This window comes from Flavobacterium tibetense (assembly GCF_003293845.1).
GTDB lineage: Bacteria > Bacteroidota > Bacteroidia > Flavobacteriales > Flavobacteriaceae > Flavobacterium > Flavobacterium tibetense.
The window spans coordinates 174,534-188,379 of the sequence record NZ_QLST01000004.1 but is presented as its reverse complement, the minus strand read 5'-3'; the positions used below and the strand labels follow the sequence as shown (position 1 = coordinate 188,379).

The window sequence follows — 13,846 nt, the reverse complement described above, 5'->3', positions numbered from 1 at the left end:
TTGGAAAAAACGGTCAAATTGACCACCACTTTCCAGTCTAAATTGACCACCGATTTCGGTGCAAACTGACCACCTAATTCCAGTCCAAATTGACCACCTAAAATTTAGGATAAATTAGACATTAAAAACAGTTACTTTTTTTCATGTTGTTAGCCCATACATTCGTACAAAAAATACGGATTATGGCAAACAAAGTAACAGACATGAGTAAGATTAGAAAAGTAATTAAATTTCACTGTAGTGGTAAGAGTAAATTGTTTATTAGCATTTACTTATCACTTTCAAGAAATACGGTAAAGAAATATATTTCTTTATTTGAACTTCTAGGCTTAAGTTTTGAAGCTATTGATGCCAAAACAGATGCCGAACTTGAAGTTTTATTTTCACAGAATACTGTTGAAAGCATAGATCCTAGACTACAAAAGCTTCATGATTTTTTTCCACAAATGGAACGCGAACTCAAGAAAGTTGGTGTTACCGTCCAGCACATGTGGGAGCGATATATTGCTATACACCCTGATGGTTTTAAGAGTTCTCAATTTAGACATCACTTTAAAATATGGGGTAAACGCGTTAATCCAGTAATGCACATGAATCACAAAGCAGGTGATAAAATGTATGTGGATTATGCTGGAAAAACACTTTCTATTGTTGATAAAGATACAGGAGAGATTAAAGAAGTTCAGTTTTTTGTTGCCATACTAGGCGCAAGTCAACACACGTATGCAGAAGCTTCAATGAGTCAACAAAAAGAAGATTTTGTGACTTCGGTAGAGAATGCTATGCGTTTTTTTGAAGGTGTTCCTGCGGCAATTGTTCCCGATAATCTAAAGTCAGCCGTAATTAAGAGTAGTCGTTTTGAACCTACAATTAATGAAACCTTAGCCGATTTAGCAGAGCATTACGAAACTACCATATTACCTGCAAGAGCTTACAAACCAAGAGATAAATCATTGGTAGAAGGAGCTGTAAAAATCTTGTATCGAAGAATTTATGTACATCTAAAACAAAAACAGTTCTATAGTTTGGAAGAATTAAATCAACAAATATGGGATTTATTAGATGTTCATAATCACAAAAAGCTCACAGGAAGACCGTATTCTCGCTATGAATTATTTATAGAAGATGAGAAGCAAAAACTACGTCCATTACCTCAAGAACGTTTTGAAATCAAGTACCAATCCTTCGCTACAGTAATGCAGAACGGTCATGCATTATTAAGTCAAGACAAGAGTTATTACAGTGTTCCGTACCAATACGTGAGAAAAAAAGTAAAACTTTTGTATACCAAAACTTCGGTTGAAATCTTCTACAAATACAACCGAATCGCTATTCATCCCAGAAATTACAAACCTTACCATTACACAACTATTGCTGAACATTTAGCTAGCACGCATCAGTTTGTTGCTGATTGGAGTGCTAGTCGTTTTATTGATTGGGCAAACAGTATTGACCAAGCTGTAGCGGATTATATTATCCAAATTATCGAAAGTAGAAATCATCCAGAGCAAGCATATAAAAGTTGTTTAGGAATACTAAACTTTGAGAAGAAAGTAGGAAAACAACGATTAATCAACGCTTGTAAACGTGCACTCGATTTTAGGATTTACAGTTTTAAAGCCATCCAAAACATTTTAGAAAACAACTTAGACAACGCTGAGAATGAGCAAGAAGAAGAATTTGAATTACCAAATCACAACAACATCAGAGGAAAAAACTATTACAAATAAATTAAAATCAAATACTTATGAATGAAATCACCACAACCAAAATGAAACAAATGAAGCTTTATGGCATGCATAACGCTTTTAAAACCGCTATTGAAAGTGGAAAAACAGATCATTACACGCTAGACCAATTTATCGCAATGCTCATTGATGCTGAATGGGATGAAAGACACAATCGTCGCATTGAAAGAAGTATTAAAAACGCTCGATTCCATTACAAATCTAATATTGAAAATATCAATTTTGATGCTTCACGCAATCTGGATAGAAACGTGGTGTTGAGATTAGCTGCATGCGATTTTGTTGAGAAAAATCAGAATGTATTAATCACAGGAAGTACAGGAGTAGGTAAAAGTTTTTTAGGAACCGCATTAGGTTATCAAGCTTGCATCCAAGGATATAAAGTCAGTTATTATAACACATCTAAGTTATTCGCTAAGTTAAAAATGGCTAAAGCCGATGGTTCTTATCTGAGAGAATTAGCCAAAATAGAACGACAAGACGTCATTATATTAGACGATTTTGGACTTCAAGCGTTAGATAGTCAAAACCGAATTACACTTTTGGAAATCATTGAAGATAGACACAATAATGGTTCTATAATCGTAACTTCTCAAATACCAGTACAAGGTTGGTACGATATAATCGGAGAAAAAACCATAGCTGATGCCATTTTAGACCGACTCATACATCAATCCCATCGCATTGAATTACTAGGCGAATCCATGAGAAAGAAAAGAGGAATTAACAAAGAGTAATTTTAGTATATTTGAATCACAAATTAACACAAGAAAAAATGTAGTTTTTAATGAAAAATGGAGGTGGTCATTTTGCTCCGAAATTAGGTGGTCATTTTGAATTGGAATCAGGTGGTCACTTTAAATTGGAATTGGGTGGTCAATATCACTGGAATTTGCACTCAAAAAGAGAATCATCAATTTATACAATTAAAATCTATTAAATTTAAATATAGATTTGACAAACTAGGTTGTGATGGAACATGTGTAATTGAGTTTGAATTTCCTGATAAAAAAAATATGGATATTTCAGAATTTCAATTTAATATTTCAAATCTTTCAATAGATAAAAAAGATAAAGAACTTGTAACAAATTCAGTAATATCAAAAAAAATCAACACAGTTCTTAATAAGCATAAACTGGAAAAGTATGAGGTTTTCAAAAACCAAGAAGTTTAGAATATTATTAAGGAATACACTAAAAACGAATTAATGAATATTACTAAACTCCAAAAATATTGGGAAGACTATAAAAGATATTTTGAACTTCCAAAATCAGAACACCAAGAGAAATATAAATGGGGTGTTTTAAATCAAGTTTATAGTAAATGGAACTGGAATGCTGAAGATATTCCAGAAATGTATAAAAATGCTTTTATTGTTGAAGGGAAAAGGAATTTATGGGAAAGTGGTAACTTTTACCCTACTAAACATACTCTTTGGATGTTTGAAAACTTTAAAGAAGAGACTATTGATGAATTCAATAATTTATTCAATGAAGAAATTGAACTAAAGGAGAGAATAAAAAATTTCATAAAGTTTTATGATTCAAAACTTCCTGAACTTCAAAGTTTAGTTCCTGATAAAAAGATAAACTATCACAGTCATAAAGACTTTAGAGCTATTGCACTATACCTAACTTTACATTACCCTGAAAAGTACTTTTTGTATAAGTTTACTATGTTTAAAAACTTTAGCTTAAAACTTGAATTACCAAAAGTTAAGGCAGGAGATTACAATAATCTTTTAAACTTCCTTGATCTTTCTAATGAAGTTTTAGACTTTATAAAAAAAGACTCTGATTTTATTAATACCTATAAAAAATTTACTTCTGAAACTGAAAATTACAATGATGATAATCTTCATCTACTGACACAAGATTTCATATACACCATTGCTAGTCATTTCAATGAAGGTAAAAAATATTGGAGAATAGGAAGTAATGATGGAAACAACTCATATTATAACCAAATGTTGAATGAAAATTATATAGCAATTGGTTGGAATGAAATTGGTGATTTAGAAGAGCAAGAGGTTGAAGATAGAAATAAAATTCAGGAATTGTTAACAGAAGCAGGGTATGAATTTAAAGATAAAAAAACATGTTCAAGGAAAGCAGGAGAAATTTATGATTTTTATTCTAATGCCGCTATTAATGATGTTTTTACTTTAATGGATGGAAATTCAGTTTTGGCAATTGGTAAAATAATTACAGATTATAATTTTGATGATACAAAACCATTTTCGCATTATAGAGAAGTTGAGTTTTTAAAAAAAGATATTTCAAATTTTGTAATTTCTGATGGTCCACAAACTACATTTTATAACCTTTCTAAAAAGGAAACATTAAACAAAATTGAATCTGAATTAAAAAGTACAACATCTTCAAACACTAATGACAAAATGCAAGGAACTTCTAAAAACAAAGCATTAAATCAAATACTTTTTGGTGCACCAGGAACAGGAAAAACCTATTCAACAAAAAAGATAGCTATTGAGTTAATAGATGACAAAAGCTATGAAGATAAGACAGAAAAAGACAGAGATGTAATTTTAAATAGATATAAAGATTTAGTAAAATCAAACCAGATTCATTTTACCACTTTTCATCAAAGTTTGAGCTATGAAGATTTCATAGAAGGAATAAAACCTGAAAATGTAGATGATCAAATAAAATATGAAGTTAAAGATGGTATTTTTAAACAAATAGCTGGATATGCAGATGTTAAAAATGATTCAAATTTTGAAGAAGCATATAGTAATTTGGTAAAAGAAATTTTAGAGAAAGACAATGACTATTTAGTTCTTACAACACCTAAAAACAAGACTTTTAGAGTTAATGTTAATTCTAATAATAATCTAAATCTATTTACATCTGAAAACATAAATAAACAAGGAACACTTACAAAAGAGAAACTCTTCAAGCAAGTTAATGGTCATCAGGAATTTAATGGATGGGAAGGGTATGTAAACAGTGTAATTCAATATTTAAAAGAAAAACATAACCTAAAGATAAATAGCAGTACAGCTGAAAAAAAGTATGTACTAATTATTGATGAAATAAACAGAGGTAATGTTTCATCTGTTTTTGGAGAATTAATAACATTACTTGAAGAGGATAAAAGAAAAGGAAACAGAGAAGAAATAGAAGTGATATTACCTTATTCTCAAGACAAATTTTCAGTACCAAATAATCTGTACATTATTGGCACAATGAATACAGCTGATAGAAGTGTTGAAGCATTAGATACTGCATTAAGAAGAAGATTTTCTTTTGTAGAAATGTCTTCAAAGCCTGAGTTATTAGAACTTGTGAGTATTGAAGATGCAAAAGAAATTAATTTAACTCAAATGCTAACAACAATTAATGATAGGATAGAATTGTTAATTGATAAAGACCATCAAATAGGACATTCATTTTTTATAAACCTCAAAAAATTAGAGGAATTAAAATCTGTATTTAAAAATAAAATTATTCCTCTTTTAGAAGAGTACTTTTTTGGTGATTTTGGTAAAATAGGTTTAGTTTTAGGAGAAGCTTTTATAGATGAGAAAAAAGAAAGCAAAGCTAAATTAGCAAAATTCACTCCTTATGAGGATACAAGTTTCTTGACTGAAAAGAAAATGTATCAAATTAAAAACTGTGATAATTTAATAGCAAAAGATTTCATTTCTATCTATGAGTAAAAAGAACTTCATACAGGTATTTGAATATCAAAAATTGAAATATGATGAAAATTCAGATTTCAAAAAAAATCATTTTGATGCAATGGTTCTATTCAATGAAAAGAACCAAAACAAGTACTTTACTATAGTTCACAAAGGAGTTTTATTTAATAGTTATGTTGGTGTAATTCAAATAGGTAGTTTAACAATTGAGATACTTCCAAAAGCAGACAAAAGTGATAACCCTGACAAGGGAACTTGGCAAAATGCATTACTAAACATGCTTAAGGTTTGTAAACACATTCAAGTAGATAATGTTTCAGAAACTAACCTTAATAAAAAATACAATTCTATTTTAGAAGTGTATTTTGAAATGTACTTAAATGAAATTGAAAGCCTTGTAAAAAAGGGATTAATCAAAAAATACAGAAGAGTTCAAAGCAATCAAAATGCATTAAAAGGTAAATTAGTTTTCTCTCAAAATATTCAAAAAAATGTAGTTCATAAAGAAAGGTTTTATTGTGAACACCAAGTTTATGACAAAGACCATTTAATCCATCAAATATTATTCAGAGGATTATTAGTTTTAGAGGATTTACTAAATAATCATTTAAAAGATAAATTAAACAGATTGTTGTTTGAGTTCCAAGATTACCAGCAATTAAACATTAATAAATCACATTTTAACAAACTAAATACTGATAGAAAAACAAGACCTTATTTAAAATCTATTGATATAGCAAAAATGTTGATTTTAAATTATTCTCCTAACTTAAATTCAGGAAATGATAATATGCTAACCTTATTGTTTGACATGAATAAGTTATGGGAAGAGTATATTTATAGAATACTACAAAAACACAAGCCAGAAGGCTATCAAATTTCATTTCAAAATAAAGAAGACTTTTGGGAAACAAAAACAATTAGACCTGACATAGTAATTACTTCTAATACAGGAGAAATATTTGTTATTGATACAAAGTGGAAAATTGTTGAAGCAAATAAACCAGCAGATGATGATTTAAAACAGATGTTTACCTATAATTTACACTGGAAAGCTGAAAAAAGTATGCTTTTATATCCAAAAGTCAATCAAGAGGATAGTAAGTTTGGAGAATATCATTATAACGACTTAAAAAAGAAATGTAAGTTAGGTTTTGTAAGTGTTTTAAATGGTTCAAAAGTGAGGGAAGGAAGAATTTTATCTCAAGATATTTTTGATAAACTGGTTGTTAAAAACTAATCTTAATTGTGAATAAGTTTGACTTTCCTTTAATATAATAAAGGGTAATCTTTGTAAAAAGTTATAGATAAGATGGGCAATAAGGCAACAAATTTTAATGAGCAAATAGTGAAGCTTGAAGAAAGAGGAATGGAGCTTGATTATGACAAAGACAAAATCAAAGAGTTTTTATTAGATATTGGTTATTATAGGCTTGGCTTTTATTGGAATCCATTTGAAATTGATAAAGACCATAATTTTGCAAAAGGGACTAAGTTTTCAAATGCTGTTTTATTATACTATTTAGATGTTGATTTGAGAAACATACTTCTTAAGTACATGAACAGAATTGAAATAAACTTTAGAACAAAAGTTGTTTATTACGCCTCAAACACTCACAAAAATTCTCCAACTTGGTTTATAGATCCAAAGGTAATTAATTCTGAATTTATTAATGCTGTTGAAAATCACTATAATGATGAATTTAAAAAAAACAACAAAGTAATAAAACTTCATCATCAAAAATACATTAATGACAAATTTGCTCCTGCGTGGAAAACCCTTGAGTTTTTTACTTTTGGAACAATTTTAAAAATTTATAAATCATTTTTGGATAGTGAAATAAAAAAGAGAATTGCTAATGAATATGGTATTATCAACATTGATAAATTTATTAATCTAATGGAAACTATTGTTTATATTAGGAATACTTGTGCTCATGGTGGTGTCCTTTTTGACCTTAGATTACCTAAAGGAATATCTGCAATACCTGGAATAACTTTTAACAATAACAATAGACATTCTCTTGATTCATCAATAAAAGTAATTCTATATATTTTAGAACAAATTTCAAATGACAGAAAAAATGAAATGCAAGAAAAGATAAAAGAAACTTTTGACAAGCATTCTGAAAATGAAGTACTTAAAAATATAATCACAAATGAAATTGGTTATATAGATTAATTTGTATATAACAAATATGTTATGTATCTTTGCACTACAAAGTGCCCTATTATTCATTATGCTTTAATACTGCACTATAAAAAAATAAAACAACAACCCAGACTTGCTCTGGGTTTATTTTTTTATGACAAACCCAGCTAAAAAGCTGGGTTCTCATTTAACTCAAAAACCAAGCATAGTTGGAATCACCATCACTTAGTGCTTTTGAGATGCCTTTACTGAAATCAAAGGCATTCACTCCTCTTGAAAGGAAAGTGTCAATGTAGGAAGATTTGTTGCTTCCGGTTAATAAGTTATAAAATTTCCAAAGGTTAATGTCACCATTTGTATCTCTACAAAAGCTTTCATCATTATAGTAGTCTTTTGCTACAGCATTAATATGCCCATCATTCAAAAGCAACTCAGGTATATGTGCTTTTTCATTTTTTGGCAGGTAATTATACAGTTTACTTTTACCAATAATTTGAGCAAATTCCCTTTCTGAAAGTTGGAAATTGTTAAGGTTTTTCAAGGTTGCAACATGCTCCTCCATTTTGTATTGCTGAATTGTAAGTTTTACCTTTTCCAAAAGATCATAATTACTTATTGCCTTGATTTCACTTTGGTAACCATCAGTAGAAATACATAAATTACAGCAAACCATATTTTTGAATCCAATAAAAAATTTGAATTTTTCATATGTCTTTTTGTTGTACAAGTTCTCTTGATTATAGGCTCTCACCCCTCCAATTGTCAATTCTAGCCTGTTTCCGCCAACATCTTGAGCAATGCTAGGGATTTTAATGCAAAAAGCCATTCTTTCATAATACATGGTTTTCTGGTGGTCTAACAGCTCTTTAGCAGGAACATGAAGTGCATCAGGAGTTCTTCCTCTTATCAAATGACTGGTTCTGATTTCAGGAGATTCAATGGTTTCATTTCCAAAAACTTGACTAACTGCTTCTAAAACAGTTTCTATAAATTGTTGATGGCTAATAGTTATTTCATTATCCTTTGTAAAGACAGGTATGATACAATTCTCTTTCAAATGAGAGAGGCTAACATTTTCTGTATTAGCTTCAATAAATGGAAGTTTTGGCAATACTAATGGTTGTTTTACTTCTAAAAAAGTAGGAGCTTTTTTCTCTACAAGTCTCTCAAGAATTGTGATACTGTTATTTGCTGGTGCTAGGGTAAGTTCCATTTCCATTGCTTGAAATTTTTGAAGTTAAATTATTAAGAAGGTCTCTTTTGTTGACAAAATCTTTTTCAATACTTGTGGAAAGAGAAATATTAGCATGGTATAAATCCGTTAATTCCTTAACAGTCATACATTCCACAATTTTCTGTTGTAACTGTGCTATAGTAAGTGTGCTATTACACCATTGCAAAATTTTACTACCAGTACTTGCATTAATTAGAAATTGTGGCTTCCCTTCAAAAAGCAAAGTTCTGTCTTTTGATGCAGTAGCATAATGTTTGCTATCAACATCAAATACAATTGTAAATTCATAGCTTATCTCATCTCTTTGAATTGCCTTTAATCCTACTTTTTCAGGCACCATTTTACCATTTTTTTCACTCAACACATAATCCTGTTTTACTCTCATGGTACAAATTACATGGGCATTACATTGTAAAATCTTATCTACAAATGCTTTTTGTCTTGGAGTGATTTTTGCCCAATTTGTAAATGAGTTACCGGGTAATGAAGAATGATAATCTATTAAATAATCCCATGCATGACTTATGGAATCTAAAATTATCACTTCCATTCCTGCTTTTTCACATACTTCAATTGCTTCAATATATCTCTCTGGAGAATGTGGAGCTTCTAAATTTAAAACATTGTAGCCCCCTAGATGTGCATAAAGGTTTCCAGAACCATTTTCTGAATCAATCAAAGCTACTTTTGATAAATTTCCATTTGTAATTCCTTGTGCTAGTAAAATAGCACTCATTGATTTTCCTGAACCACTTGGTCCTTGTAAAGCCATTTTTATCTTGGCTTTACTTCTTTCTGATTTTTTTAATTGCATTTTTTTGAGTTTTTGAATTAATAAAAAAAGGTTTGCTAAACAGCAAACCTTGAATATTCGTAATGTGTAATCACACTTTCTTGAACCAACCTATTCATTTCTTTGTCAATAATATCGTTATCAAAATCTTTTAAATAACTCATTGTTATGGCAACATTTTTATGCCCCATTGATTGAGACACAATATCAGTTGCAGCTCCAGAATGCTTTAGATTTGTTGCAAAACTATGTCTAGCTACATAACTTGAAATTGGTTTGTTTATTTCAAGTATTTCAGCCATCTTTTTTAAATCACTATTAAACTTTTTTAACTTTTTATGCTTCCTATTTTGAATCTCTGTAGCAGTCATGTTTTCCTTTAATAATATGGGAAACACATAATCTGTTCCTAAGTTTTGCATTTTGTAGAAATCAAGTATTTCTTGAACTATTGGTAAAATTTCAATGTTAAACCTCCCTTTAGTTTTTGATCTAATATAGTAGATTCGATTTCCAGAAATATTAGCCCACTTTAATAACATCATATCGTAAAAATTCATACCTCTACAAAAATATGAGAACAAAAAAAGGCTCTTTCCTTCTGCTAAATTTGGATATAGTGAAACATCAAAATTTTCAATTAGCCTAACTTCTTCTCTTGTTAATGCCTTTTTAATGTTTCCAATTTTCAATTTTGAGATTTTATAGATTTTAAATGGATAATACTTTTCCTGAACTACACCTTGTTTAATAGCTTTATTGTAAACAGAACGTAATTCTCTCATTTTGAAAGCTACACCTCCATCAGAATTATTGTTCTGCTTTAGAAAAACTTCATACTTATCTAACATGGATGGTGTTATCTCCTTGAAAACTATGTTTTTCCTTTTACAAAAAGAAAAAAATGATTGCTTAGTTTCTCTTATTGCTTTTGCATTTCCAACCCTTCCAGATTTAATTAAATCAGTTATTAATTCATCGAAGAACTCAAAAACAGATATTTTATTAAGTTCTTTACCCCTAAATTTTTCTTCAAATTGTTCTAAAGTAAAGTCAATCTCATCAAGCTGAAAATCATTTATTACTTTCAATGCCTTTTCCTTAATCCTAGCTAGTGCAAGGTTACTTTGGCTGTGATTGTGAAATGACTTTTTAAACTGACTATTTGAATCATTCCAATCATTTAAACTACACTTAAAATTAAGTGATATAATCTTGGATTTTCTATCTTTTGTAATTCTTAAAACAACAGGATATAATCCTTCATTATTTACTTTTTTTCTTAAAATTATCTTGACATTTACCATGGCTATTATTTCTTTAAGGTTTACGAATTCCACATATACTATGTTGTAAAAGCGTAAAGTTTTAATTATTTATAAATTGTAAATACTTTTGAAGTAATTGAAGTTTTAAACTTGATTTAAGATTTGTCAAATCATATTTTTCTAAAAGTTGATTTAACTTTCTAACATGATTAGCTTTTGTAGTTCTTGTTTTGTTTTTAATTTCATTATTCCAAAATCTTGGATTTGTGTATTTATTTAGTAAAATCAAATCTTTTTTATCAATGTTTTTTTCACTGTAATCATCAATAATTAACATCTCATCAAACCTTTTAGTCAATAAAATAAACAGTTTTCGTAGCTTATTTTTATCTCTTAAATCTGAAATATTGTATACTCCAAGTTCCTGAAACATACTTTTTCTAAAAAGTTTTAATTCAAATCTTAAAATATTTTTTTTCTGTTTATACATTTTGCCTTTATCATAAATTTTAATGTAAAATTGAGTATAATCAAATTGAAACATTTTACCTCCACCTGAATAATTGATATCGCGATTAAATCCTTTAAAGCTATGAAAATGAACATTTTTTTCTAAAAACTCTTTTGGTGAAATCTCCAAGTCCAGATTCAAACCTACTTCTAATTGAGTTAAAGCAATAATGTCAAAATCAACAATTCTTAACGATAAATAATCTATTACTTCTATCAAATTTGAATACGTAAAATCATTGTAATTTTGCTCTTCTCCTGTTTTCCAACTATTGTAGAACTTATGTAATGAACCATATACAAAGCCTAAATTATTGGTAATGTTAATTTCAACGTTTTCAATTTTTGACTTATATGGATATTTAAGCTCATCTGACTTATAATCAAACACACAATTAACTTCATTAACTCTTGAGTCAGTCATAATAGATTCTTCTAACTTAAATTTATCCTTGTAGAATATTCTAACAAAATCTATCATAACTTTTGATTTTTGTTAGTTCTACTTAAATAAGAAGTAACATCAAGTTCTACTTCTAAAGATGAATCTACTCTGGCATTTGTTATCCAGTTATTCAATTCTTCTTTTTTGAAGTAAATCTTTTTACCTCCAGGATTGTAAAAAGGAATTTCCTTTTTACTGGTCATCTTGTATAATGCTGACTTTGACAGATCAAGATACTCTGATGCTTCATTAAGAGTTAAAAACTCTTTAAAAAAGGTATGCTGATTTTTTAACAATACCTCAATTTCATTTAACTTTTGGATTAATTCCATAATTTTAAATATTATGGAAAAGCGCTTTTCCTTGTTAATTATGAAGCAAAGAAACAGCATAAAAAAACCCCAAAATTGTTAGTGTAAGGGGGACTTAAGGCAAAGTGTAAGGTAAAATGTAAGGTTATTTCAAATGAGTTGATTTAAGTTCTTCAATTCTCTCATTTATCTCTTCTATCAAAGGGTCTTGATTGTTTTTGTTACGTGATTTAACTGCATACATATCATTTGATGCTAAAAGTTTATGTTGTTTGTTAGAAAACATTTGACTTTTCTCAATTGTCATGAAATTTAGATTTTCAAAGAATGGCTGTATTCCCTCTAGTAAAACAACTATAGGGTAATTTTTTTCAACAAATTGAATATGGGCTGATGAACTTGGCTTTGTGCAGCTAAACACTTCTATAAAACTATCTTCAGTTAATGATGTGTCATCAATCAAAAATAAATCTACACACAAGTCATAAAGCTCAACTAAAAAAGATTTTTTAATATCTGGCTTTAATCCAAAATACGTTTTTGATGTATTAGCACTAGCTCTGTTGAGAAGTAAACTTCTGAATAATTTGTGGGTTTTAGAAACATCTCCATATAAGGAATAAATCTCTTCTACAACTTCATTAATTTCCTTTTGAATAATAGCTTGATTTTTATTACTGGAAATATTAATCTTCTTAAATATTAAATAAATTTCATCAAAAATATTGTTGAAGAATTTATTTTTTTCATCATCAATTAAACAAAAGTTATTAGTATACAAGTAATCAAATAATTGATTTTTATATACTTTTAATTTATTTTTTGCAAAATCATTTCTGTCTATACTAACAACATGCAGTTCAAATTTTTCACCTGCTTCAATTAAATTAGTCAATAAATAGCAGTCATTATCTGGAATGTAATCAAATCCTTTTTCTAAAAGTTCTGTATTATTTAAAAAATCAGATAATAAAATATCTTGACTTTCATTAAAAGCTAAATCGTAGTAAAATTTGAGACTTTCAGGCAACATATTATCAATGGTTTTGAAAGATAAAAATATTGAATATTCAATAATGTTTGACCTATGTTTGACCTGATAAAAAAACAAAGGCTTCACATCTCTGTAAAGCCTTTGTTTTCTTTGTGGTCCCACCTGGGCTCGAACCAGGGACCACCTGATTATGAGTCAGGTGCTCTAACCAACTGAGCTATAGGACCAGTTTTGAGTGTGCAATATTACTACTATTTTTTTTGGGTTGCAAGATTTTTTTATTTTATTTCTTGACACAACTCAATTAGCACGCCATTTGTGCTTTTAGGATGTAAAAAGGCAACTAATTTATTATCAGCTCCTTTTTTAGGAATTTCGTTTAAAACTACGAAACCTTCTTGCTTTAGTCGTTGAATTTCCGCTTCAATATCGGTTACATCAAAAGCGATGTGGTGAATGCCCTCTCCCTTTTTTTCTAGAAATTTTGCAATTGGACTTTCTGGGTTTGTGGCTTCTAATAACTCAATTTTATTCGGTCCGTTCATGAAAAAGGATGTTTTTACGCCTTCGCTAGCCACTTCTTCTTCTTTATAAGGTGGTTGACCAAATAATTTTTCAAAAACAGCATTTGACTCTTGTAAATTTTTAACGGCAATACCGATATGTTCTATTTTATTCATTTTGCAAAAGGTTTATGGATTACCATCTAGCCCTGATTGTAGTGGA

Annotated in this window: 14 protein-coding genes and 1 tRNA gene; 7 read left to right on the top strand and 8 right to left on the bottom strand. The window is 29.1% G+C overall.

What is annotated here, in order from left to right:
* Positions 1-182 precede the first annotated feature (182 nt).
* From istA to DPN68_RS04805, 7 genes are all read left to right on the top strand, one after another.
* Positions 183-1,730, top strand: a complete 1,548-nt coding sequence (istA, locus tag DPN68_RS04830; RefSeq protein WP_113988360.1) for an IS21 family transposase — start codon at positions 183-185, stop codon at positions 1,728-1,730.
* A gap of 17 nt (positions 1,731-1,747) precedes the next feature.
* On the top strand, positions 1,748-2,485 hold the full coding sequence (istB, locus tag DPN68_RS04825) for an IS21-like element helper ATPase IstB (RefSeq protein ID WP_113988361.1): 738 nt from the start codon (positions 1,748-1,750) through the stop codon (positions 2,483-2,485).
* A 50-nt stretch (positions 2,486-2,535) separates the two neighbouring features.
* The gene (locus tag DPN68_RS13155) at positions 2,536-2,688 is read left to right on the top strand and encodes a hypothetical protein (protein WP_157958498.1); all 153 of its coding nucleotides are present in this window, start codon (positions 2,536-2,538) and stop codon (positions 2,686-2,688) included.
* Between the two features lie 76 nt (positions 2,689-2,764).
* On the top strand, positions 2,765-2,923 hold the full coding sequence (locus DPN68_RS13150; protein WP_157958497.1) for a hypothetical protein: 159 nt from the start codon (positions 2,765-2,767) through the stop codon (positions 2,921-2,923).
* Positions 2,924-2,956: 33 nt separating this feature from the next.
* Positions 2,957-5,431, top strand: a complete 2,475-nt coding sequence (locus DPN68_RS13360) for an McrB family protein (protein WP_113988514.1) — start codon at positions 2,957-2,959, stop codon at positions 5,429-5,431.
* Complete coding sequence (locus DPN68_RS04810; protein WP_113988513.1) at positions 5,424-6,653, top strand: McrC family protein; 1,230 nt, start codon at positions 5,424-5,426, stop codon at positions 6,651-6,653. Before DPN68_RS13360 ends, DPN68_RS04810 begins: the two co-directional genes overlap by 8 nt.
* A gap of 72 nt (positions 6,654-6,725) precedes the next feature.
* Positions 6,726-7,595 (top strand): Abi family protein, encoded by an 870-nt coding sequence (locus DPN68_RS04805; RefSeq protein ID WP_113988512.1) that lies wholly within the window; start codon positions 6,726-6,728, stop codon positions 7,593-7,595.
* Positions 7,596-7,752: 157 nt separating this feature from the next.
* Here DPN68_RS04805 and DPN68_RS04800 read toward each other — a convergent pair whose 3' ends face one another.
* The 8 genes from DPN68_RS04800 to mce all read right to left on the bottom strand — a co-directional run bounded on the left by DPN68_RS04800 (position 7,753) and on the right by mce (position 13,800).
* Positions 7,753-8,784 carry a DUF3871 family protein gene (locus DPN68_RS04800; RefSeq protein WP_113988511.1) on the bottom strand — a complete coding sequence of 344 codons (1,032 nt, stop codon included), beginning with the start codon at positions 8,782-8,784 and terminating at the stop codon, positions 7,753-7,755.
* Positions 8,750-9,613, bottom strand: coding sequence for an AAA family ATPase (locus tag DPN68_RS04795; protein ID WP_113988510.1), 864 nt, complete (start codon positions 9,611-9,613; stop codon positions 8,750-8,752). The genes DPN68_RS04800 and DPN68_RS04795 overlap by 35 nt, the downstream gene beginning before the upstream one ends.
* Before the next feature lie 35 nt (positions 9,614-9,648).
* Positions 9,649-10,932, bottom strand: a complete 1,284-nt coding sequence (locus DPN68_RS04790) for a site-specific integrase (protein WP_239987010.1) — start codon at positions 10,930-10,932, stop codon at positions 9,649-9,651.
* Between the two features lie 28 nt (positions 10,933-10,960).
* Positions 10,961-11,851 carry a hypothetical protein gene (locus DPN68_RS04785; RefSeq protein ID WP_113988509.1) on the bottom strand — a complete coding sequence of 297 codons (891 nt, stop codon included), beginning with the start codon at positions 11,849-11,851 and terminating at the stop codon, positions 10,961-10,963.
* The gene (locus tag DPN68_RS04780; protein WP_113988508.1) at positions 11,848-12,147 is read right to left on the bottom strand and encodes a helix-turn-helix domain-containing protein; all 300 of its coding nucleotides are present in this window, start codon (positions 12,145-12,147) and stop codon (positions 11,848-11,850) included. The genes DPN68_RS04785 and DPN68_RS04780 overlap by 4 nt, the downstream gene beginning before the upstream one ends.
* Positions 12,148-12,271: 124 nt before the next feature.
* Positions 12,272-13,159 (bottom strand): hypothetical protein, encoded by an 888-nt coding sequence (locus DPN68_RS04775; RefSeq protein ID WP_113988507.1) that lies wholly within the window; start codon positions 13,157-13,159, stop codon positions 12,272-12,274.
* Positions 13,160-13,273: 114 nt separating this feature from the next.
* A tRNA-Ile gene (locus tag DPN68_RS04770) sits at positions 13,274-13,347 on the bottom strand.
* Between the two features lie 51 nt (positions 13,348-13,398).
* Positions 13,399-13,800: a methylmalonyl-CoA epimerase gene (gene mce / locus DPN68_RS04765; protein WP_113988506.1), complete on the bottom strand. Its 402-nt coding sequence runs from the start codon at positions 13,798-13,800 to the stop codon at positions 13,399-13,401.
* Between the last annotated feature and the right edge of the window lie 46 nt (positions 13,801-13,846).